Origin of the sequence: Enterobacter sp. GER_MD16_1505_Eko_090, assembly GCF_003331015.1 — a bacterium.
GTDB lineage: Bacteria > Pseudomonadota > Gammaproteobacteria > Enterobacterales > Enterobacteriaceae > Enterobacter > Enterobacter roggenkampii.
This window is the reverse complement of sequence record NZ_PUQF01000010.1, coordinates 1-23,349: the sequence shown is the minus strand read 5'-3', so window position 1 is coordinate 23,349 and position 23,349 is coordinate 1. Positions and strand designations below refer to the sequence as shown.

Sequence of the window (23,349 nt, the reverse complement as noted above, 5' to 3'; positions counted from 1 at the left end):
AAAGGGACCTTTTGGTCCCTTTTTTTTGCCCGGTGGCGCTTCGCTTACGCGGGCCTACAAATACAAGTAGGTCGGGTAAGGCGAAGCCGCCACCCGACAAAACACGCGACTCAGAACGTCTCCCAGTTATCCCCGAAAACCGTCGCCGCCGGGCGCAACGGTACGTTCTGCGCCACCGGTGCAGCCGTCACCGCGCGGTTCGGCTTCGCACCGCTCAACCGAAACGCCCCAACCGCCTCGGTCAGACGCGCGCCCTGTTCTTCCAGAGACGCCGCCGCCGCGGAGGCTTCTTCCACCAGCGAGGCGTTCTGCTGGGTCACTTTATCCATCTCCGAAATCGCCTGGCTCACCTGGACGATACCGCGACTCTGCTCATCGGACGCCGCGGCAATCTCCAGCATGATGTCGGTGACGCGCTTCACCGCGTCGACGATCTCATTCATGGTGTTACCGGCGGCAACAACTTCACCGGACCCCTGATCGATCAGCGAAACCGATTCGTTGATCAGGCTTTCGATCTCTTTTGCGGCATTCGCACTGCGGCTTGCCAGGGTGCGCACTTCACTGGCCACCACGGCAAATCCGCGCCCCTGTTCACCCGCCCGCGCCGCTTCTACCGCCGCGTTAAGCGCCAGGATATTGGTCTGGAAGGCAATGCTGTTAATCACGGCGGTGATTTCAGAGATCTTCTTCGAGCTGCTGGAGATATTGCCCATGGTTTTCACCACGCCGGAGACCATCTGGCCGCCGCGGGTGGCTTTCCCGGAGGCATCTTCCGCCAGCTTGCTGGCATGATGGGCGTTATCCGCGTTCTGCTTCACCGTCGCAGTAAGCTGTTCCATGCTGGCGGCGGTCTGCTCGATGGCGGCAGCCTGCTGCTCGGTGCGGGAAGAGAGATCGGTGTTACCGGCAGAGATCTCGCTGGTGCCGCGGTAAATCTCCTCCGCCCCCTGACGCACGGTGCCGACCGTTTTTTCAAGCGAGTGCTGCATGGTTTGCAGATCCCGCGTCAGGCGGCCAATTTCGCTGCGCCCGGCCACGTCGTCCGGCATCGTCAGGTCGCCCTTAGCGATATTCTCGATACGTTTCGCTGCCCGCTGCAGCGGATTGATTACCGTGCGGCGCAGCACGACAAAGGTCATCGCCGTCAGCACCAGCGCCAGCGCAAACGCGCCCACCATAAACATCAGGCCCAGCTGCGTGCGGCTGTGCGCCTGCGCCGTTAGCGCATTGGCACGGTCGGTACGGATCTTAACCGCCTTCAGCAGTACGGCGTTGTACGCGTCATCCAGCGGACGCGCCGTTTCGTTTTCGTGATTGATGATCGCCTCGAACATGCCGTTTTTGGCGAATTTGACCATCGGCTGCATGCCCGCGATATAGGCGTCATACCGGGTCTTAAGCTCCGCATCCAGCGCTGCGCCCTCGGCGGTGCGCACGGCGCGATTCATGTAGGCGGTAAAGCTCTCCTGGGACTGCTTAATGCGTGTTTCCGCCTCGCTGATGTTCTGCTTCATCGCGTCCATCTCCGCGATACGGCTTGCCGCACCGGCGTGGATCAGATTGATACGCGCGGTTCGCAGATGGTTTGAGCTGTTCGACAGCCCCATACGCACCTGAATTTCGGATGTGACATCCTGCTGATCGTTATCGGCCTGCAGCAGGAAATACCCTGCCAGACCCGAGCTCAAGGCAAACAGAAGAATAATGCCACCGAGAATGGAGGAAAACAGCGGAACCAGCCTGATGTGATGCAAGAAGCCCAGCTTGCGCTGCGCCAGCATCGAAGTAGTGTTGTCCATGACCGTCGACTCTCTTGTAGGTAAGATGCGTAAAAACACGCCTGTTAAATAGTCATCGGCACGGCAGAGATTTAGATTACGGCTAAAAACGCCGCACTGGTCACACTTTAGAGAAGATTATTAAAGAAATGCCAGCGGCGAAAAACCGCTGGCAGAAGAGTTACTTGTCGCCGAAATGGATAACGGTACGGATGGATTTTCCTTCGTGCATCAGATCAAACGCCTCGTTGATCTGCTCCAGCGGTAAGCGGTGGGTAATGAACGGATCGAGCTGAATCTTGCCGACCATGGCATCTTCAACCATACCCGGAAGCTGGGTACGCCCCTTCACGCCGCCAAACGCAGAACCGCGCCATACGCGCCCGGTGACCAGCTGGAATGGACGGGTTTTAATCTCCTGACCCGCACCGGCCACGCCAATGATGATGCTCTCGCCCCAGCCTTTGTGGCAGCACTCCAGCGCGGAACGCATCACGTTGACGTTGCCGATACACTCGAAGCTGAAGTCCACGCCGCCGTCGGTCATCTCAACGATGACGTCCTGAATCGGCTTCTCGTGATCTTTCGGGTTCACGAAATCGGTCGCGCCCATTTCTCCCGCCAGCCTGAATTTCTCCGGGTTGGTATCGACCGCGATGATACGGCCGGCCTTCGCCTGCACCGCGCCCTGGATCACCGCCAGACCAATGCCGCCGAGACCGAACACCGCCACGGTATCGCCCTCTTTGACTTTTGCGGTGTTATGCACCGCGCCAATACCGGTGGTCACGCCGCAGCCCAGCAGGCAGACTTTATCCAGCGGCGCCTGCGGGTTCACCTTCGCCAGCGAGATCTCCGCGCAAACGGTGTATTCGCTGAAGGTGCTGGTGCCCATGTAGTGATAAACCGGCTCGCCGTTGTAGGAGAAACGGGTCGTCCCGTCGGGCATCAGCCCTTTCCCCTGGGTGGCGCGAACGGCCTGGCAGAGGTTAGTTTTGCCGGATTTACAGAACTTACACTCGCCACATTCCGCGGTGTACAACGGGATCACGTGATCGCCCGGCTTCAGGCTGGTCACGCCCTCGCCCACTTCTACTACAATCCCGCCGCCTTCATGGCCGAGCACCGCCGGGAAGACGCCTTCCGGGTCGTCGCCCGAGAGCGTAAACGCATCGGTATGACATACGCCGGTATGGGTGATTTTGATCAGCACTTCGCCTTTTTTCGGCGGTGCCACGTCAATTTCAACGATTTTGAGCGGCTGGCCGGGGCCAAATGCAACTGCAGCGCGAGATTTCATATGTCTTCCCTTCTTGTCAGGTATGTGGATTTATTTTAGATAAGAGCGCAGTAAATGGCCGACTTCCGCCATGCGAACGGCACGCTGATCCGGCGTGGTTTCCCCCGCTACCAGCTCATCTTTGAGGTGAATTTCAACCATTTCGCCCATCAGGCCATTGGCAGCCCCGCGCACGGCGGCAATTTGCTGCAGGATGGCCAGACAGGGGTCGCCCGACTCCAGCGCGCGTTCCAGGGCATCAACCTGGCCCCGAATGCGGCGGACGCGGGTAAGAATACGTTTTTTATCTTCGGGTGAATGCGGCATACGCCCTCCTGATACTATAGGGGGGTATGGTACCTATTTTGTTACCGCTGTGTAAACCTAAAGATGAGAGGGTTGAGGTTTTGTACAAAACTCGGGGGAGGCATTGAATACGCCAGATAACGAAGCAAAATAAAAAAGCGTAAAGTCTCATCCTGATAAGCCGATAAAAACAGGGTCTTTTTTTAATATAGGGATATTACATGCGTAAACTCATCTCCTCCATTGGGCTCATAGCAGGTATGGCTGTAGCCACACCCGCGGTTCACGCCAGCACGTTGACACAAACGTTGACCCGCTGCGACTCAACCTTTTTCAACGAGATTTATCATCAGCGAGCCAAACTCAGCCGCGTAGCCCCCTTAACGCTCAACAAGCGTTCGCAGGCCTGGTTCAAAGCCCCTGAAGACGGCAATCGCACCATCTGGTTTGCTCAACCGCTGCATGAATTAAATCTGACGGTATCGGGATATTACCTGCAAACCAGCAATCTCGATGAAATCAATTACGGTAAGTACTATTACTGGGGACTCATTTTCAAAGAGTCGCAAGAAGAAGTGATGTCCAGGCTTGATCATTTGTCCTGGAAAAAGGCGGGAGATGATTATGTTTCTCAGACGATGATTAAAATCAACCCAAACAGTGACTGGGAAGACAACGCGCAGGCGGTGTCAGGTATTGCTCCGGCAAAAGAAAGTACCGAAAAGCTGTTAATGCTCAGCAAAAGCAAAGACGGGACATTATTGCTCTGTACCGTTCAGGGAAATGTAACGCCTGACATGCTGACGACATTACGACCTGATTTATCCGCAGGGGATGCGAAATGAAAAAGCTAACATGGCTGGTATTAGTTATGCTGACAGGTTGTACCGGGACAAGTAAACCCCAGCCCCAGTCTACCCCCAAGCCACCGGCAGGCGTCATAAAAATCCTTGAAGATAAAAGAATTGCTTCGTATATCGATTTTCGGGTGATTTCAACTTATCAGGGTAACGACCGCTTACGCCGCTTTTATTTCATCAATAACTACGCCGAGCAGACACTCATTATAAAAAACCCTCCCGTCTACATAGCGAGCTCACGGGCAATCGACGTGATTAACTGCGACAAAAACCAGCGTGCCGTTATGGCGCGAACCTATTTTTCGAAACCGTTCGCGGAAGGCGATGTCGTACATGTGACACAGGATGTGGGACAATGGGAAAGTTACCCGAAAGACTCTCTTTTTGGGATAATAGCGGAAAGCATGTGCAGTATTCCCGTTGAAAAACTCAAGCCAGAGCCAGCGAAAGATAATCGAAAACCGTTACTGGATGAATAAAATCTTCCGGACCTAAGCTTCTATGGACAGACTCACTCTGCTCTACATGAAAGCGCGGGTTGGGCTGTCCGCTAACAAATAGCCTACCGTCCCCTGACAGCCTGCGCCAGCATCTGCAGTTCCTCCTTCAGCCAGCGGGTCGCGCCCCGCTGGCCGCTGCGTTTATGCGAGTAAATTTTCACTTCAAACGTGCGTATCGGAAACGGTAACGCAAAAATCCTGAGATCCGCTGTCTTAATCAGCTTCTCCGCGGCATAGCGGGGGATCGCCATCAGCAGGTCGCTTTCCGCTACGATAAACGGTGCGCTGAGCATCGACGGCGTTTTGATCGCGATTTGTCGGGTATAGCCCAGCTGCTCAAGCCGTACGTCAAGAACGCCCTGCTTCTCATTCCATGGCGTCACCACCAAGTGTCGGGCCGCGAGATACTCCTCCAGCGTGAGACGCGTCTGGCGCGCGTTGCTGATGACCACATACTCATCTTCAAACCAGTCGATCTCTTCCAGCTCCGGGTGCCGGATATCATCCTGAGTGCAGAACCCCAGCGCGAGATCCACTTCACCCGCCAGCAGTTCCGTCAGCGCCGGGCTGTGCGGCAGATAGCGCAATTCGAAACGCAAACCCGGGGCCGCAAGCTGCAGCCTGTGCATCAGAGCCGGGAAAATGCACAGCGCGGTAAAGTCCGTTATCGCAATTTGTAAGCACTCCGAACTGCTGGCTGCATCAAAATCCGGCTGCGGAGTCAGCTCATGATTCAGGAACGACAGTGCGGAAGCAATGGAAGGCGCGAGCTGAGAAGCATACACGCTGGGGGACATGCGGTGCCCTTCGCGGAAGAACAGCGGGTCATTCAGGGTGGCACGCAGACGCGACAGCGCATGGCTGAGCGCGGATGTGCTCATCGCCAGCTCGTCAGCGGCCAGCCGAACGGAGAGGTGGCGGTAAATCGCGTCGAAAACGGGCAGCAGGTTTAAATCAAGACGTCTCAGGGCCGGATGCATAATATTCATCATTTGTTGATTTCATTGCACTTAATTCTTCAGACAATACGCCGTATGCTTAACGCCATCAATCAAGACGCACGCTAAAAAGCAGGAAAAACAATGAGCATCACCCTTCGTCAGGCACGCCCCGAAGATGCGGCAGCCATTTACGCCATGATTTATGAGCTGGCGGTGTATGAAAAAGCCCCGGAAGAAGTGGTTACCACGCCTGAGGAGATCCGGGAAACGCTCTTTGGCGCAGGTACTAAAACCGAAGCGCTGATCGCGGAGTGTGAAGGCAAGATCGCCGGCTATGCCGTGTTCTTCACCAGCTATTCAACCTGGCTTGGCCGCAACGGGATTTATATGGAAGATCTGTATGTTTCCCCAGCTTATCGCGGCCTGGGGGCGGGAAAAGCACTGCTGAAACATATCGCCCAGCTCGCCGTACAACGGCAGTGCGGTCGCCTTGAATGGAGCGTGCTGGACTGGAACCAGCCCGCCATCGATTTTTATCTGAGCATTGGCGCGCTGCCGCAGTCCGAATGGGTGCGCTACCGTCTTGACGGAGAAGCGTTGCTCAAATTTGCCGAGTAGCGGCACGTCATACCCGAGAAGATCCCGCCCCGCGGGATCGCGCTTTCCTGCGTCGATCCCGTCTCAACAGATTATGAATTTATGCTACCCTTCCATAAATTTCATAAACATAGTGCAGAACGCCATGACGACAGCCCCTTTTATCCGCCCTCAACTCACCCTGCCAAACGGCGCTGACAAACTGCTGCTGCACTCCTGCTGCGCCCCCTGCTCCGGTGAAGTGATGGAGGCTATCCAGGCGTCGGGCATTGAGTACACCATTTTCTTCTATAACCCCAATATCCATCCGCAAAAGGAATACCTCATTCGTAAGGAGGAAAATATTCGCTTTGCGGAAAAACACGGCGTGCCGTTTGTTGATGCCGATTACGACACCGATAACTGGTTTGAGCGCGCAAAAGGTATGGAATGGGAACCCGAGCGCGGCGTCCGCTGCACCATGTGCTTCGATATGCGTTTCGAGCGTACGGCGCTCTATGCGGCAGAAAATGGATTCAGCGTCATCAGCAGCTCGCTGGGGATCTCCCGCTGGAAGAACATGCAGCAGATAAATGACTGCGGCCAGCGTGCGGCGGCGCGCTATCCGGGTATGGTGTACTGGGACTATAACTGGCGTAAACAGGGCGGCTCCTCGCGCATGATTGAGATCAGCAAGCGGGAACAGTTTTACCAGCAGGAATACTGCGGCTGCGTTTATTCGCTCAGGGACAGTAACCTGCACCGTAAGTCACAGGGCCGCCCGCTGATCCGCATTGGGAAACTGTTTTACGGTCAGGATGACAATGAGAAATAACGGGTTCCGGGTATAGAGATATATCCGAAAACCGCCCTTTCAGGTGCCGAATTTAGCCTTTCGTCTGCCGTATCCACAAAGAGCGGCTATCCTTTAACTATCAACAAAAGGAGGCAAAAATGTCTGATTTCGGTACTGATAAAAACACCCAGTTTGCTGAAGACAAAGCAAAAAATAAATTTGATGAACTTGCAGGTTCAGCGCAGCAGCAGTTTGGTGAATTCGTTGATTCACCAAAACATCAGGTTAAAGGTGCTGCTAAAAAATATGCCGCTCAGGCCAGCGATGCCGTTTCCGATGTCACTGAAGCCGTCAGAAACAATCCCCTCACCGGCCTCGTTGCCGCGGGTGCAATCGGTATAGTTCTCGGCTTGTTGCTGGGCCGGAAATAACCCAGGGCCCTTCGGGGCTTTATTTTTTCTTAACTAAACAACCTGACCATGCGGTCTAACTCCTCCTCTTTCACGGCACGCGATAAATAATATCCCTGAAAGTTCTTGATGCCCAGCTCGACTAATTTCGCAAACTTTTCTTCACTATCAACCCCCTCTGCAATACAGTCCGTTCCGGTCATGTCGCTGTAAACCTGTATCGCTTTAATCAAATTATAGTCATTGTCGTTTGCCACAAAATGCTCAACGATGTCCCGATCCAGCTTAAGCCCATCGAAATGCACCTGGCGCACCGGGAACATGGTTTGATGGTTAGAGAAGCAGTCATCCAGGAACAATCGACACCCCGTATTGCGTAAATGCCGCATGGTTTCAGGGATCCTTTTGTCCTTCGTCACGTCAATATCTTCTGCAAATTCAAAAACCAGCTTTTCAGCCCACTGCGGTTTGAGCAGCATGCCGATGGCTTTCCGTGCCATATCAGGCAAAGCATTCCCGGACGCCAGACGAGGCGGAATATTCACTGAAAAATAGTATTTCCCGTTATACTTATTAATACCTGAAACGGCGGCATGGATGACCAACGCCGTAATTTTCAGCCAGATTTCATGATTGGAAACATCCGTTAAAAAACTGGCAGGCTTGACAATTTTACCGTTTTTATTCCAGCGAATCAGGATTTCAAACCCAACCCCTTTTTTATCTCGATCGGTAATAATCTGATATGCCGGGAATATTTCCCGATTACGTAACGCATTAAAAATTTCGGCTTCTTTTTCCGTGAACCCCACTTTTTGACGCAGGTGTTTATCAGGTTTATCTGCTTTAAAATTGTGCGGATCGTGTAACCAGCGCTTAATTAAACGTAATTTAAGCACACCTTCCTTTCGGTGGGTATAAACCGTTTTATTCGATAACCCCATTCTATCGCACATTTCCTTTACGGACATACCACGATAGAAATTTAATAAAACGTCAATCTCTCTTCTTGTTAACCACTTTAGATTTTCTTCAGAGCCAATATCCATGTAGCGTTCGCGTAATACACGGGAACGATCCTTAAAGCTTTTGTAATGGGTATTAAAACAGCCTACTATGTCCGAAACGCTGGCAACGCGAATCAATGATAATTGATAACTGTTATTTAAAAGACTGCCCAGCGTGCGGTACAGCCAGCCGTCAGGAATATCACCATACAGGGTGACATGCCGAATAACGGGGAGTGCATTGAGTACCGAGGCCAGTCGCTTCAGGCTTTCCAGGAGATTGACGACACCTTTCCCGAGGAACACCACGATATGGGCATCCTGATTTTTAAGGATATTTTCAACATCCTGTTGGGAGGCCTCATCTCCGTTAAAGTGAATTTGGGAAGCGTGGATCCCGTACTTATTGAGGATCGAACAATACCCCTGAAATGTGAAGCCGCAGGCTGAGATGACAAATTTATGTTCATCGCAAACCCCATTTTTGAGAGACATTTTTTGGGTCATAACCTGCTCCTGGGCACCAAAGCGCCATTTCTGTTTGAGTATGCGTAAAATCTATTGCATCTGTTGCGTAGTATAATTTTACAGTAGCACCCAGGGTTAAGAAACTGTTATCAGTCTAATTCACCGGAACATCTTTGCGTTAATCACAAACGTTTAACTATACTTTTCTTTTCAAATAACCACGGCAAATGTTTTATTCTCAGGGTATAATGAAAATTCCGAAAAAGAAGACTGGACACTTCATCTATCGGCTCATTCAAATACGAGAAAAATGCTATGGATAATCATATCTCATCCAGGGCCTTGCTACATCGAAGGGATGTCATAAAGAGCAATCCACGATTCGGTGAGGCAATATTAGAGCACTACACAATTAATGACACCATCTACAAAAAACAACCTTTGTTCTACAAGACAATGCTACAGGAATCACGGTTCAACATTATCCTCTCCATGTGCTGTTTTATTTTTGGCAATCAGGCCGAGTCAGTTTCTGAAATTAAAGAGTTATGTTCTCGCTATAAGATAGCCAGCCCCAACAGCGTTATTGCGATCATTACGATACTCAGAACCACCGAGCGCATCAGGACCTGGCGCTGTACGGAAGACAGACGAAAGACGAGAATCGCGCCAACCGAAAAAGGCCTGAATGAACTAAAGCGTTATATGTCCGGCGCTTTTTTGCCCGTCAGTATTCTTTATCCGACATTTAATATTAATGTAAACCTGCTGGACAATGATATTTTGAGAAGTAACTTCTTCCGCCGCGCGGCAGAATATCTTTTTCGGGGATTAACGTTCAGAAAGGTTTTGCCTGAAGTAGGATTATTTATTGATAAAGATGGTGGCCGTATGATTATGCTTTATCTTTACCTGCAGGCTATGAAAAACAAATCCACCCATGGTGCCGTTATTGACTATTCAGCCAGCACGCTCGCAAAAGAATTTTTTGTATCGCGCATCCACGTCAACCGGATTATCAAATCAGCTCAGGAGGCAGGCTATCTGAAAGATCGGGGTGATGGTCGGCTATCGGTCTATCCGGCGTTTATCGAACTCGTCGAAAATTATGCCGGATTATATTTTGCGTATGTCACGCATTACATCAACGTGGTTCCTAAAGAGCGACGCCACCTTCACAACGTGACGTCAACCGTATAATCCATCAGGCGTTCGGTGTTCCGAACGCCCTTCACCTATCGTTCCCGCAGCGCCTCTTTTGCCTTGTTCAGCGGTTTCAACAGATAATCCAGAATGGTTTTGCTGCCGGTTTTAATGTCTACGGTAGCAATCATGCCCGGAAAGACCGGGAATTCCTGACCTTGCTTATTGGTCAGATGGTTACTGTCGGTACGAATATAGACGCGATAGTAATAAACATCTCTTTTCACCTCATCCTGCAGGGTGTCCGGTGAAATCATGGTCACTTCCCCTTCCAGCCCGCCGTAAATGGAGTAGTCATAGGCCGTCACTTTCACCAGCGCCTTCTGGCCAGGATGGATAAACGCCACATCGCGCGGCGAAATTTTCGCCTCAATCACCATCTGATCGTCAAGCGGAACCAGACTCATCAGCTTGCCGTTCGGCGGGATGACGCCGCCCACGGTCGTGACGTCAATATCCTTTACGATCCCGCGAACCGGCGCATTGAAAGTCAGTCGGGTCAGGGAGTCTTCCCGACCCTTCATCACCGAACGCTGGGCTTCAATCTCCGCATTGGCTTTCGCCAGCTCTTCACGGGCGCGGACGTAATACTGGTTTTTCATCTCGGTGATTTTATTCTCAAGCTCATTTTTTTGACGCTCAAGACGCAGCACCTCCACCTTGCTGGCCGCCCCCTGGGTCACCAGCGGACGGGTCAACGACAGCTCGCGTTGCACCAGCTCGGCACCCTGACGTAAACCAGCCAGCCCCTTTTCAAGGCTCTCGCGACGGGACTGATAGAGCGCCGTTTCCTGCTTAACCAGCTCAACGTCGTCATCCAGCTCCTCGGGAAACGTCAGCTCCGTGTCGTTAACTTCGGCCTTCAGGCGTGCCGCCGTGGCCAGCGCCGCATTCAGACGCGACTCGCTCTCCAGCACGCTCGACTCGGTTTTTGTCCGATCAAGCTGCGCGAGCTGCTGGCCGCGCTCGACGATGTCGCCTTCGCGCACCATCAGGCTGTGGATAATGCCGCCTTCCAGGGACTGGATGACCTGCTCATGAGAAGACGGTATCACCTTACCGCTGCCGGTCGTCACCTCATCAAGATGGAACAGGCTCGCCCAGGCGATAAACGCCGCCAGCAGGGCGAACAGCGACCATGCCACCAGCGTGGCGCGCGGAAGGCGCGGCTCTTTCAGTCGGCTATTAAAACGGGAGAAATCATTCATGCTGCGCCCTCCTCTGCAACCGCCGCCGGTTTCATGGTCACGGTGCGCTGTGCTGTCTTTTGCGGCGCCATGCCGTGCTGGTGCAGGATGGCGTCGCGCGGGCCGTCCATCACCACCTTGCCGTTTTCCAGCACGATGATGCGGTCGACCAGGTCCAGAATCGGCAGGCGATGCGTGGCCACCACCAGCGTCCGGCGTTTACCCAGCCATGTGTGAAGATGCTGAATAAACTGCTTTTCGCTCATTTCGTCCAGCCAGGCGGTAGGCTCGTCCAGCAGCAGGATAGTCGGCGAGGTGATCAGGGCGCGCGCCAGCAAAAGCGCCTGTCGCTGACCGCCGGAGAGGCCCGTTCCGCCCTCGTTGATGACAGTGTTCAACCCCATTTTCTGTTTGCGCACAAACTCCAGCGCGCCGCTGTTGACCAGCGCCTGGTGAATCTCATCGTCGGTCGCCAGCGGGTTACCCATCAGGATGTTGTCCCGCACGGAGCCAAAGAACAGACGGGCCTGCTGGCTCAGCAGCTGCATGTCGCGACGCACGTCGGCCGGGTCGAGATGGTTAAGGGCAATATCATCCAGCAGAATGCTGCCCTGCTGCGGCTCCTGCATGCCCGCCAGAAGCTGTAGGAGCGTGCTTTTGCCGGAGCCATTGCGCCCGAGCACCGCCACGCGTTCTCCGGCGCGGATCTGCAGCTTGCTGATGTTGAGCACGGTGAGTTTCTCTTCCTCGTCGTAATAAAACCCGACGTCCTCAAGCGCATAGTCGCCGCGCAGGTGGGCTTTGTGCACCTTCTTGCCGTGCTGCGGATCGTCAATCGGCCGCTGCATCAGGTCGTCCAGCCCCTTGCGGGCCACTTTTGCCGACTGCCAGCGCGAGAGCACGCCTGAGATCTGCGACAGCGGCGCAATGGTCCGCGACGCCAGAATCGAGGTGCCCACCAGCGCACCGGTGTTCATGTCGCCGCTGATGACCAGATAACAGCCCACCAGCAGCACTACCGCATAAACAATGGACTGCACCTCCTGGGTCCAGGTGAGCAGCAGGCCCGTCAGCCAGCGCTGCTTCATGCCGACGCTGGCGGCAACGTCGTTGGTGTTATTCCACTGATTCTGGAAACGCTGCTCGGCGCGCATCAGCTTGATGTCTTCAATGCCCTGCACCGCTTCCACCAGCGTGGCGTTGCGAATGGCGGATTCACGCATCCCTTCGCTGGAGAGTTTTCCCAGCGGGCGCTGCACCAGCAGGCCCGGAATAAGCAGCAGCGGCACGGCGAGCAGAACCACCAGCACCAGCGGACCGCCAATCATCCACAGAATGAAGACGAACAGCAGGAAGAACGGCAGATCGGAGAGGGCCGCAATGGTCGTCGAGGTGATCAGCTCGCGCACCGACTCCAGCTCGCGAATCTGCGCGATAAACGATCCGGTTGATTTCGAGCGTGCGCCGTTTTTAATCCGCAGCGCGTGGGCAAAGACGCGTTCAGAGATGCGCAGATCGGCACGCTTCCCCACCACGTCAGAAATGTGCACGCGCAGCATGCGCATGATGAATTCGAACACGATGGCAATCATCACGCCGCCGAACAGCACCCACAGCGTGGCTTCTGACTGCGACGGTACCACCCTGTCGTAGACCTGCATGGAGAAGACCATGCCGGAAAGCGCCAGCACGTTGGCGACCAGCGCCACCAGCATAATGTCGCCGTAGCGTCGCCAGTCCTTCAGCGCCAGCTGCCAGAACCAGTTTTTTTCATACGGTTTGATGTAGTCATCCACGCGGGCATCCGGCGTGGACTCGAGCGGGCGCAGCACCATCAGGCCCTTTAATCGCGACCCGAGCGCCTCGCGCGTTAGCGTCGTCTCCAGGCCGCCGTCGCCGCTGAACTGCAGGCTGACGTTGCCTTCGTTGTCCATGCGGTTGATCACCGCAATCTGCCCGCCGGTAAATTCCGCCAGCAGCGGCAGACGCCACGGATCGAGGGATGCCGCTTCCGCCGCCACCACGCGCATCCCCAGCCCAAGCTGGCGCGCCATCTCCTCCAGCACCAGCTGGCGCGGCGACTGGCTTTCATGGTTAATCGTGACCCGAACGTGCTCCACCGAAAAGTCCAGCCGGTAGTGCTTCGCGATGATGAGCATGCCCTGCAGCCAGGGTTCGTACTGTGGATGTGTCTTCATAATCTCCGGGGTAACGCAATTCGTCTAAAGAAACGCCAAAAGGCCGCGGGGATTGCTCCCCGCGGCGTTGTTTTACGCAATTAACAGTTGATGGTTCGCCAGCAGCGTCGCCAGATCCGTCTGCACGCCGTTCAGCGTCACCAGGGTGGTTGGCGAGAACTGACCGCCGGTACCGTCCAGGTCAACCTGGATCTCGGTATTGCTGCCGTTCTGCACCACGCGGATGTAATCGCTGATATTGCCCGCGCTGCTGTCCAGCGTGGCCACGCCGTTCACGTAGCTCGCCGAGCCCGTGCCGGTATAGCCGCTGCCGGAAAGCAGATCGCGCAGGTCAATACGATCCGTGTCCGCCGTCCCTTCCCAGGTGCCGACCGTAAAGCCGTTCACCACGTCGTGACCGTTACCGCCCGTGGCATCCGAGGCGTTGATCAGCTTGTAGAGCAGCGTATCGTGACCGCCGCTGCCGATGTTGAAGGTGTCGTTTCCGCCGCGACCTTCGAACCGGTTATCACCGCTGTTGCCGGTGATGACGTCGTCGTAATCCGAGCCGTTAATCCCTTCGATGTTCAGCAGACGCGTGGTGCCGAAGCCGGTGTCCTGCGCGGTTGAGAGGCGCAGGTCAACGGTCACGCCAGAGGTCGCATTGCGGTAATCCACCACGTCCATCCCGCCGGTGTTGCTCCAGGTGTCATGGTCGGAATGGGTAGTCCAGCCGCCGGAACCGTTGTAGGTATACGTGCCATTTTCGGCGATAAAGGTGTCGTTATACCCGGTTCCGGTAATGGTTCCGCTGTGGCCGCCGGTGGCCGCTTCGGCCGTCAGGACGTAGCCCTCTTTGCCGTTGCCCGCCTCCAGACCGCTCCAGGTGACGTTATCCGACACGCCGTTGGTGATCTTCAGGATCTCGGCCGAATAGGTTTCATTCGGATCCAGCCCGTAGAAGCTCACCAGCGCGGACGTATCGTTCGACCCGATACCGGACTGGGCGTTGATGATCTGCGAGGCCACCAGCACGCCCGCGGCGTTGTACAGGTTGACCGTATTGCCGTAGTAGGCGTTGATGCCCTCGCTGTCGACAATGTGCAGATGCATCGCGGTGCCGTCAGCAATGGTTTTGCTGTTTTGCACCAGCACCACCTTGCCGTTCTGCTGAGAGACCAGCAGGTCCTGCGCACCGTCCCAGTTATAGTCCACTGCCGCCACGCCGGTGGCGTAAGCAATGCCGGACGCCAGCTGGCTGGCGGTCCAGGTGGAGCCGTAGCCGTTGTTGGTGAACAGCGTCGCCGTCTGCGAGCCGCCGTAGGTGCTGAGCTTGACGATGTCCATCTGCCCGTCACCGTTCCAGTCCACCGCCACCGACAGATAGCCCGCCGCTGCGTTAGAGGCCTCCACCGCGCTCTTGGTGGCCGAGAGCTTCCCGGTACCGTCGTTGTAGTAGATCACCCCGCCGTTGTTGTTGTAGCTGCTGCCCAGGTACAGATCCATGTAGCCATCGCCGTTGAAGTCCGCCCACGTCATAGACGCCGCCGTGGTGGTATTCGAGGCGTTGGGTACAAACACGTTCGTCAGGTTCTGACCGATGGAGAGCGTGCCATTGCCGTTGTTGTTGATCACGGTTAACGAGTACGCGCCGCTGCGGTTGGTGTGCTGAACCACATCCACGGTGCCGTCATTGTTAATATCGACGCCGGAGATTTCACGCATGGTGGTGAACTGTCCCCAGAACCCCGCGCCGCCGTAGGTGCCGTCAGGCGAGAGTACCCCGTTTTTGTTGATCAGATAGGTAATGGAGTCCGCGCCGGAGTCACCGTACGCCAGGTCCAGATACCCATCCCCGGTTTTATCGTAGGCAATCACGCCGCCGAACCAGATGGTGGTGCCCATTGCCAGCTGGCTGGCGTTATAGGTGCTGCCATCGTAGGTCCACATCACCTGCGTTGACCCGGCGTAGGTATTTTCCGTCGCGAAAATGTCCTGCGTGCCGTTACGGTCAAAGTCGGCGGCGGTCTGGCTCACCACGTAGTAGTTACGGGTGTTAGTCAGCGTATTGCCGGCATAGGTCGAGCTATCGCTGCTGGAGTAAGACTGGCCGTTAGCGATGATATTCCACAGACCGCTGCTGTTCATGCCGAGGGTCATGGTGGAGTTGTTGCTGTTCCCCGCCGTGGTTGCCCAGTCGGTGTTCACCGAGGTGGTATCAATCACCAGGCTGCCGGTCGCCGTACCGGTGGTATTGCCGTTACCCGCGCTGCTCTTCACCTGCGCGGTCACGCTGTAGCTCGCCACGCTCAGCGCATCGCCGTCCGGGATCTGCAGATACCAGGTGTTGTGATCCGGGTCGACCACCACCGCACCGCCCGTCTGGGAGGTGTAGGTTTTGCCGTTCACCGTCACCACCAGGTATTCACCGTTCACCAGGTCAGCGGAGACGGTACCGCTGACGATCGGCGTGGTATCCGACGTGGTCTGCGCGGTAATCGCCGCCGTGGTGGTCGGAATGCTGGTATCGACGTTCAGCACAAAGCCGTCCGATTCCGTGTAGTTTCCGGCCCTGTCGGTGACGCGCACGATGTAGGTGTGATTCCCGTCGCTCAGGCCGTTGTCCTGGAAGGACCAGCTTGCGCTGCCGTTCATGGTCACCTGGCCGAGCAGAACCCCGTCACGGTAAAGCTGCACGATCTCGCCGTCGTCCGGGGCGCGGTTCAGCGTCCCGTTGATCAGCGGCGAGTTATCGTCCGTTGCCACCGCGCTGCCAAAGGTGCCCTGACGCTCGCCTTCGCCGTCGGTATAGCTCACGACCGTACCGACCGTGGTCGGCGGCGTGGTGTCTACCGTGACGACCTGAGACGCGGTGGAACCCACGTTGCCCGCCTGGTCGATAATCCGCACCAGGTAGGTGTAGTCTCCGTCAGGCAGATCGCGGGTATCGGTGTAGCTCCAGCGCTGGTTGGTGACCGTGGCGTCTGACCAGGTATTCCCGCCGTCGAGGCTGATCTGCACGCGCTCGTCGCTTGCCAGCGCGCTGCCCAGCGAACCGTTGAGGGTCAGCGTGGTGTCCATGGTGATGAAATCACTCCCGGACTGGCCGGTATCGTCGCTGATGCTGTCGATGGTGATGCCGTACTGCGGCGCCTGCGTGTCCACCGTCACCGCCTGCGAGGTGGTGGCCCCGACGTTACCCGCCTGGTCAACCACCCGCACCTGATAGTTATGGCTGCCGTCGGTCAGGGCACGCGTATCGCTGTAGCTCCACTGGGTGCCGCTGACGGTGGCGTACACCCAGGTCGTGCCGCCGTCCATGCTCACCTGCACGTACTCGCCCGCGCCGAGTTCAGCGCCGAGCGTTCCGTGCAGGGTGTACGAGGTCGAACTGGTCAGGAAGTCGTTATTGTCGAAGCCGGTATCCACGGTGATGTTATCCACCGACACCGTGATCGCCGCATCCGGAGCAATCGTATCGACGGTCACCTGCTGATGGGCGCTGGCCCCCACGTTACCGGCGGCATCCACCACGCGGACGTAATAGTCATAGGTCTGGTTACCCAGCGTGCGGCTATCGACGTAGTACCAGCTGTTGCCGGTGACAATCACGTTCTGCCAGGTGACGCCGCCGTCGATGCTGATCTGGGCGTATTCGCCGTCGGCCAGCGTCGCGCCGAGCGAGCCGTGCAGCGTCAGGGACGTGTCGCGAGTGATAAAGTCGCTGCTGCTCAGGCCGGTATCGTCGCTGATGCTGTCGATGGCGATCGTTTTGCTGGCGTCCGGTGCAACCGTATCAATGGTCACGACCTGAGAGGCGGTGGCGCTGATGTTGCCCGCATCGTCAATCACGCGCAGCTGGTAGTTGTAATCCCCGTCGGCCAGCGTGCGCCCATCGACATACGTCCAGCTCAGGCCGCTGACGCTGACGTCGATCCAGGTGACGCCGCCGTCAAGGCTGATCTGCGCGTGGTCGCCGCTGCCCAGCGACGCGCCGAGCGTGCCTTTAAGGCTGATCTGGTTGTCGCTGGTGATAAAGTCGCTGCCGGACAGGCCGGTATCCTGCGTAATGGAATCCACGGTAATGGTGGTTGCCGCAGGCTTCGTCAGGTCAATCACCACGTCCTGGCTGTCCGTGGCCCCCACGTTGCCCGCGTTATCAATCACGCGGACCTGGTACTGATACGTCCCGTCCGTCAGGGTGCGGCCATCGGCGTAGCGCCAGGTGGTGCCGGTCACGGTCAGGTCGATCCAGGTGACCCCGCCGTCGAGGCTGATCTGCGCCTTCTCGTTATTGCCGAGCTGCGCGGTCAGCGAGCCGTTGACGACGACCTGGCTGTCGTTGGTGATGAAATCCGTTGCGCTCAGGCCGGTGTCGTTTTGCAGCGAATCAATGCTGATCCCCATCGACGGCGCGGTGAGATCCACCGTGACGGTATGGTTATCGCTGGCGCTGTTGCCGATGGTGTTGTTCACCTGGGCGTTAATCACGTACGAGCCGCCGTCTGCCAGCGCGGCCACGTCAGCGCTGCTGACCGTGTAGCTCCAGGTGCCGTCCTTCTGGACGGTTGCCGCATAGGTTTTGCCGTTCAGCGTGAGGGTCACCGTCTGGCCTGCAGGCGCGTTGGTGGTACCGCTGACGACCAGCGGCGTGCCGTGCTCGGCGGCGTTGACGATGTCGTCCTGCGCAAAGGTGTTAATGGTGATGGTTGGAACATCGCCGTTCAGCGTCACGTCGTGCGTTGCGCTGCCCGGGTTGCCCGCCCTGTCGCTTACCGACGCGGTGATGGTGTACTCCCCGTCGCTCAGGCCGAGGAAATCACGGCCCGGCACGAAGACCGACCACGATCCGTCCGCCCCGACGGTCGCCTGATAGCTGTGCCCGTTGAAGGAGACGGTCACCGTCTGGCCCTGTTCCGCCGTGGTGGTGCCGCGGATGGTCTGGCCCGCCAGCTGCTCCGCGTTGTTGACGATATCGTCATCGGCCACGGTGCTGATGGTCACGGTTGGCGCGACGGTATCCACCGTTAAGGTGTGCGTGGTCTGGCCGCTGTTACCGGCTTTGTCGTTGACCGAGGCGGTGACCGTCAGCGCGCCCTGGCTCAGGGCGGCCAGGTCGGCTGCCGGCACGTCGAGCGTCCAGGTGCCGTCGCTGCCGACAAGCGCAGTGTAGGTTTTTCCTCCCAGCGTCACGGTAACGGTCTGCCCCGCCTCCGCGCTGGAAGATCCGTGCACGGTCAGCGGCTGCTGCGCTTCCGCGGCGTTCAGCATGTCGTCAACCGACAGCGTCCCAATGCTCACCACCGGCGCAGTGGTATCCACGCTGATGCCGTGCGTTGCCGACGCGCTGTTGCCCGCGCTGTCCTGTGCCGACACCGACACCTGATAGCGTGCGCCATCGGCCAGAGCACCCACGTCGGCGGCCGGTACGGTGGTCGTCCAGGTGCCGTCGCTCTGGATCGTAGCCGTATAGGTCTTGCCGTTCAGGGTCACGGTGACCTGGGTCCCGCTGGCGAACTGCGCGCTGGAACCGTTAATCACCAGTGACGAACCGGCTTCAGCCGCGTTGATGACATCGTCACCGCTAACGGTGTTCACCGTCAGCGCCACGGAGGCGGTGTTGACCACCACGTCATGGGTCTGGGTGCTGCTGTTACCCGCGCTGTCGGTAATGGTCGCGCTGAGGGTCACGGTGCCGTCGGTCAGCGCGGAAATCACGCTGGCCGGAACGCCCACGCTCCAGTTGCCGCTGGCGTCAACGGTGGTGGTGTACTGGTACGAACCGAGGGTGATAACCACTTTATCCCCGACGTTCGCGCCGGTTGCCGACCCGCTGACGATCTGCGCCTGGCCGTGCTCCACGCTGTTAATCACGTCATCGCCCGCCACCACGTTAAAGCTGACGGTCGGCGGCGTGGTATCAAGCGTAATCGTCTTACCCGCGCTGCCCGGGTTCCCCGCCGCGTCGCTCACGCTCACCTGCACGGTGTAGCCGCTATCCGCCAGTGCGGTCAGATCGCTGCCCGGCACGTTCACGCTCCAGACGCCGCCCTGCTGCACCTGCGCGGTATAGCTCTTACCGCCCAGCGTCACGGTGACCGTCTGCCCGGCTTCCGCCGTGGTGGTGCCGGAGATGGCAACGCCCGCAGCCGCTTCGCTGCCGTTAATCACGTTATCGCCTGCGACCGTATCAATGGTCACGGTTGGCGCCGTCGCGTCCACGCTGTACTCCCGGCCCGCCGACGCGATGTTGCCGTGCGCGTTGGTGACGCTCACCTGCACGCTGGCGTCACCGTCTTTCAGGCCCGCGAGATCCGCGGACGGCACGGTGGCCGTCCAGTTACCGTCGGCATCCACCTTAGCGGTGTACGTCTTGCCGCCGAAGGTAACGGTAACGGTCTGGTTTTCCTCCACGTTAGACGTGCTGCCGGAGAGCACCAGATCCGCGCCTTTTTCCGCCGCGTTAATCACGTCATCGGTGGCAATCGCATCGATGCTGATAGCCACCGCCGCCAGATCGACGGTCACGTCATGGCTGATGGTCACCGGGTTGCCCGCCGCGTTCTGGCCTGCCACGATCACGGTGACCGTACCTGCTGCGAAGGCCGCGACGTCTGCCGCCGGGATCGCCGCGCTCCAGGAACCGTCTGCCAGCACGGAGGCCGCATAGGTTTTGCCATTGACGGTCACGGTGAGCGTTGTGCCTGCCGCCAGCCCGTCGCTGGTGCCGGAGACGATCAGGTTTTGAGTATGTTCGATGCTGTTGATCACATCGTCGTCCGCTACCGTATCGACGCGCAGGCCCGGCAGGCTGGCGTCTATAACGATTTCACGCTCGCCCGTTCCCGTGTTGCCGTGGCCGTTGGTCACAGTCGCAGACACCGTCAGGTCGCCGTTGCCCAGCGCCGTCAGGACGGATTCCGGTACGTTCACGGACCAGGTCAGATCGCTCTGCACTGTTGCGGTGTAGGTGTTGCCGCCAATGGTCACAGTGACGGTATTGCCCGCCTCCGCGTTCGCGACCTTGCCGCTGAGGGTCTGGCCCGCGGCCACTTCCGCCGCGTTGATGACGTTATCGCCCGCCACGGTGTTGATGGTGACGGTTGGCAGCGCGGTATCCAGCAGCAGGTTCGCGGTGTTGCTCACGCTGTTGCCCACGCCGTTGGTGGCGCTCGCGCTCAGGGTGTAATTCGCTTCGCCCAGACCCGCCAGATCCGCCGCCGGAACGGTCAGGCTCCAGGTGCCGTCTGCCGCCGTCGTGGCCGTGTAGTTTTTGCCGTTCAGGGTCACGGCCACCACGGTGCCTTCTGCCAGGTTGGCGCTGGTGCCGCTGACGCGCAGATCCTGACCCTTCTCTACCGCGTTCAGCACGTTGTCATCGCTGATGGCGTTGAAGCTGACCGAAGGCAGACCGGTATCGACGGTCACGTTATGCGTGCCGGTGCCGGTATTGCCCGCCGCGTCGGTAACCGATGCCGTGACGGTCACGGTGCCGTCGCTGAGGCCGGAAATCACGCTCGCCGGGACGCCCACGCTCCAATTCCCCGCCGCGTCCAGCACGGTTGTGTACGTCTGACCGCCGATGGTGACGGTCACCTTATCGCCCGCGGCCGCGCCGGTGGCGGTGCCGCTGATGATATGCGCCTGGCTGTGTTCTGCGAGGTTAATGACATCGTCGCCCGCCACGGTATTGATGGTCACCACAGGAACGGTCACGTCCACCGTCAGGTTGTGATCAACGGACGCCGGGTTACCCGCCTTGTCGCTGACGCTTGCGGTAACGGTCACGCTGCCGTCCGTCAGGGCCGCAACATCGGACGCCGGAACGTTCAGCGTCCAGCTGCCGTCCGCGCTGACGGTGGTGGTGTAGTCTTTGCCGTTCAGCGACACGGTGACCGTCTGGCCCGCTTCGGCGGTGCTGGTGCCGGACACGGTCAGTTCGCTCTTCGCTTCAGCGGCATTCAGAATGTCGTCCGTCGCTAGGGTGTTAATCGTGACGGTCGGCGCGGTGGCATCCACGCTGTACTCACGTCCCGCCGAGGCGCTGTTGCCGTTCACGTTGGTGACGCTCACCTGCACGCTGGCATCGCCGTCCTTCAGGCCAGCCAGATCCGCAGACGGTACGGTCCAGGTCCAGCTGCCGCTGTCGTCTACTGTCGCACTATAGATTTTGCCGTTCAGGCTGATGGTCACGGTCTGCCCGGCTTCCACGTTGATGGTCGCACCGGACAGCACCAGATCCGCGCCCTTCTCCGCCGCGTTGATCACGTCGTCGATCGCAATCGGATTGATGCTGGTGGCAACGGTCGCCAGATCTACCGTCACATCGTGGCTGATGGTAATCGGGTTACCCGCTGAGCTGTCGCCGGTAACGCTGATTTTGACGGTACCTTCCGGCCACGCGCTCACGTCCGCTGATGGAACAGCCGCGCTCCAGCTGCCGTCCGCCAGCACCGTGGCCGCATAGTCTTTACCGTTGATGGTGACGGTCAGGGCCGTACCCGGTGCCAGCCCGTCGCTGGAGCCGGTGACAATGAGGTTCTGCGCATGCTCAATGCTGTTGACCACGTTGTCGCCCGCCACGGTATCGACGCGCAGACCAGGCAGGTTAGCGTCGATAGCGATCTCGCGCTCGCCGGTGCCGGTGTTGCCGTGGCCGTTGGTGACGGTCGCCGTCACGCTCAGGCTGCCGTTACCCAGCGCCGTCAGCATGTCAGACGGCACGTTGACAGACCAGGTCAGATCGTTCTGCACCGTTGCGGTGTAGCTGTTGCCGCCAATGGTCACGGTCACGGTATTGCCCGCTTCGGCATTCGCCACGGTGCCGCTCAGGGTCTGGCCTGCGGCCACTTCCGCCGCATTAATGACGTTATCGCCCGCCACGGTGTTGATGGTGACCGTTGGCAGCGCGGTGTCCACCAGCAGGTTCGCGGTGTTGCTCACGCTGTTGCCCACGCCGTTGGTGGCGGTCGCGTTCAGGGTGTAGTTGGCCTGACCCAGACCGGCCAGATCCACCGCCGGAACCGTCAGGCTCCAGGTACCGTCTGCCGCCGTCGTCGCCGTGTAGTTTTTGCCGTTCAGGGTCACGGTCACCACGGTGCCTTCCGCCAGGTTGGCGCTGGTGCCGCTCACGCTCAGATCCTGACCTTTTTCCACCGCGTTCAGCACGTTATCGTCGCTGATGGCGTTGAAGCTGACCGAAGGCAGCCCCGTATCGACGGTGACGTTATGGCTGCCGGTGCCGGTGTTGCCCGCCGCGTCGGTGACCGACGCCGTGACGGTCACGGTGCCGTCGCTGAGGCCGGAAATCACGCTCGCCGGGACGCCCACGCTCCAGTTCCCCGCCGCGTCCAGCACGGTGGTGTAGGTCTGGCCGCCAATGGTGACGGTCACCTTATCGCCCGCGGCCGCGCCGGTGGCGGTGCCGCTGATAACGTGTGCCTGACTGTGTTCAGCCACGTTAATCACATCGTCACCCGCGATGGTGTTGATAGTGACAGCTGGGACGGTCACATCCACCGTCAGGTTGTGGTCCACGGACGCCGGGTTACCCGCCTTGTCGCTGACCGATGCGGTCACGGTGACGCTGCCGTCGGTTAATCCTGCCAGATCGGCCGCCGGAACGTTCAGCGTCCAGCTGCCGTCTGCGCTGACGGTGGTGGTGTAGTCTTTGCCGTTCAGCGACACGGTGACCGTCTGGCCCGCTTCGGCGGTGGTGGTACCGGAAACCGTCAGATCGCTCTTCGCTTCGGCGGCGTTCAGAATATCATCCGTCGCCAGGGTGTTAATCGTGACGGTCGGCGCGGTGGCATCCACGCTGTACTCACGTCCCGCCGAGGCGCTGTTGCCGTTCACGTT

The 23,349-nt window shown here is 58.1% G+C and carries 14 protein-coding genes; 6 read left to right on the top strand and 8 right to left on the bottom strand.

Features of this window, described 5'->3' with window-relative positions; translation table 11 throughout:
* Positions 1-110: 110 nt before the first annotated feature.
* The 3 genes from C6A40_RS12680 to C6A40_RS12670 form a co-directional block, all read right to left on the bottom strand.
* Positions 111-1,802 carry a methyl-accepting chemotaxis protein gene (locus C6A40_RS12680; protein ID WP_114191290.1) on the bottom strand — a complete coding sequence of 564 codons (1,692 nt, stop codon included), beginning with the start codon at positions 1,800-1,802 and terminating at the stop codon, positions 111-113.
* Positions 1,803-1,962: 160 nt separating this feature from the next.
* Positions 1,963-3,081 carry an S-(hydroxymethyl)glutathione dehydrogenase/class III alcohol dehydrogenase gene (locus tag C6A40_RS12675; RefSeq protein ID WP_021242543.1) on the bottom strand — a complete coding sequence of 373 codons (1,119 nt, stop codon included), beginning with the start codon at positions 3,079-3,081 and terminating at the stop codon, positions 1,963-1,965.
* Positions 3,082-3,111: 30 nt separating this feature from the next.
* Positions 3,112-3,387: a metal/formaldehyde-sensitive transcriptional repressor gene (locus tag C6A40_RS12670; protein ID WP_021242544.1), complete on the bottom strand. Its 276-nt coding sequence runs from the start codon at positions 3,385-3,387 to the stop codon at positions 3,112-3,114.
* A 200-nt stretch (positions 3,388-3,587) separates the two neighbouring features.
* Between C6A40_RS12670 and C6A40_RS12665 the strand changes: the two genes are divergently transcribed.
* A complete protein-coding gene (locus C6A40_RS12665) occupies positions 3,588-4,211 on the top strand; it encodes a hypothetical protein (RefSeq protein ID WP_045335832.1) in 624 nt (207 codons plus the stop codon).
* Positions 4,208-4,705 (top strand): surface-adhesin E family protein, encoded by a 498-nt coding sequence (locus C6A40_RS12660; protein ID WP_239991049.1) that lies wholly within the window; start codon positions 4,208-4,210, stop codon positions 4,703-4,705. Before C6A40_RS12665 ends, C6A40_RS12660 begins: the two co-directional genes overlap by 4 nt.
* Before the next feature lie 83 nt (positions 4,706-4,788).
* Here C6A40_RS12660 and C6A40_RS12655 read toward each other — a convergent pair whose 3' ends face one another.
* A complete protein-coding gene (locus C6A40_RS12655; RefSeq protein WP_045335834.1) occupies positions 4,789-5,718 on the bottom strand; it encodes a LysR family transcriptional regulator in 930 nt (309 codons plus the stop codon).
* 90 nt (positions 5,719-5,808) lie between these two features.
* Here C6A40_RS12655 and C6A40_RS12650 point away from each other — a divergent pair, with 90 nt between their 5' ends.
* The 3 genes from C6A40_RS12650 (at position 5,809) to C6A40_RS12640 (ending at position 7,470) form a co-directional block, all read left to right on the top strand.
* Positions 5,809-6,285, top strand: a complete 477-nt coding sequence (locus C6A40_RS12650) for a GNAT family N-acetyltransferase (RefSeq protein ID WP_008502292.1) — start codon at positions 5,809-5,811, stop codon at positions 6,283-6,285.
* Between the two features lie 124 nt (positions 6,286-6,409).
* Positions 6,410-7,078, top strand: coding sequence for an epoxyqueuosine reductase QueH (locus C6A40_RS12645; protein ID WP_008502293.1), 669 nt, complete (start codon positions 6,410-6,412; stop codon positions 7,076-7,078).
* Positions 7,079-7,197: 119 nt separating this feature from the next.
* A complete protein-coding gene (locus C6A40_RS12640) occupies positions 7,198-7,470 on the top strand; it encodes a DUF883 family protein (RefSeq protein ID WP_008502294.1) in 273 nt (90 codons plus the stop codon).
* 29 nt (positions 7,471-7,499) lie between these two features.
* On the opposite strand, the gene C6A40_RS12635 is transcribed toward C6A40_RS12640, so the two are convergent.
* Positions 7,500-8,963 (bottom strand): EAL domain-containing protein, encoded by a 1,464-nt coding sequence (locus C6A40_RS12635; protein ID WP_045335836.1) that lies wholly within the window; start codon positions 8,961-8,963, stop codon positions 7,500-7,502.
* Positions 8,964-9,239: 276 nt separating this feature from the next.
* Here C6A40_RS12635 and C6A40_RS12630 point away from each other — a divergent pair, with 276 nt between their 5' ends.
* Positions 9,240-10,124, top strand: a complete 885-nt coding sequence (locus tag C6A40_RS12630) for a MarR family transcriptional regulator (protein ID WP_114191289.1) — start codon at positions 9,240-9,242, stop codon at positions 10,122-10,124.
* Between the two features lie 35 nt (positions 10,125-10,159).
* Here C6A40_RS12630 and C6A40_RS12625 read toward each other — a convergent pair whose 3' ends face one another.
* The 3 genes from C6A40_RS12625 to C6A40_RS12615 form a co-directional block, all read right to left on the bottom strand.
* Positions 10,160-11,335, bottom strand: coding sequence for an HlyD family type I secretion periplasmic adaptor subunit (locus C6A40_RS12625; RefSeq protein ID WP_008502297.1), 1,176 nt, complete (start codon positions 11,333-11,335; stop codon positions 10,160-10,162).
* Positions 11,332-13,512 (bottom strand): type I secretion system permease/ATPase, encoded by a 2,181-nt coding sequence (locus tag C6A40_RS12620; protein WP_114191288.1) that lies wholly within the window; start codon positions 13,510-13,512, stop codon positions 11,332-11,334. Before C6A40_RS12620 ends, C6A40_RS12625 begins: the two co-directional genes overlap by 4 nt.
* Before the next feature lie 72 nt (positions 13,513-13,584).
* The coding region (locus tag C6A40_RS12615; protein ID WP_114191287.1) for an Ig-like domain-containing protein at positions 13,585-23,349 on the bottom strand (9,765 nt) is incomplete at its 5' end.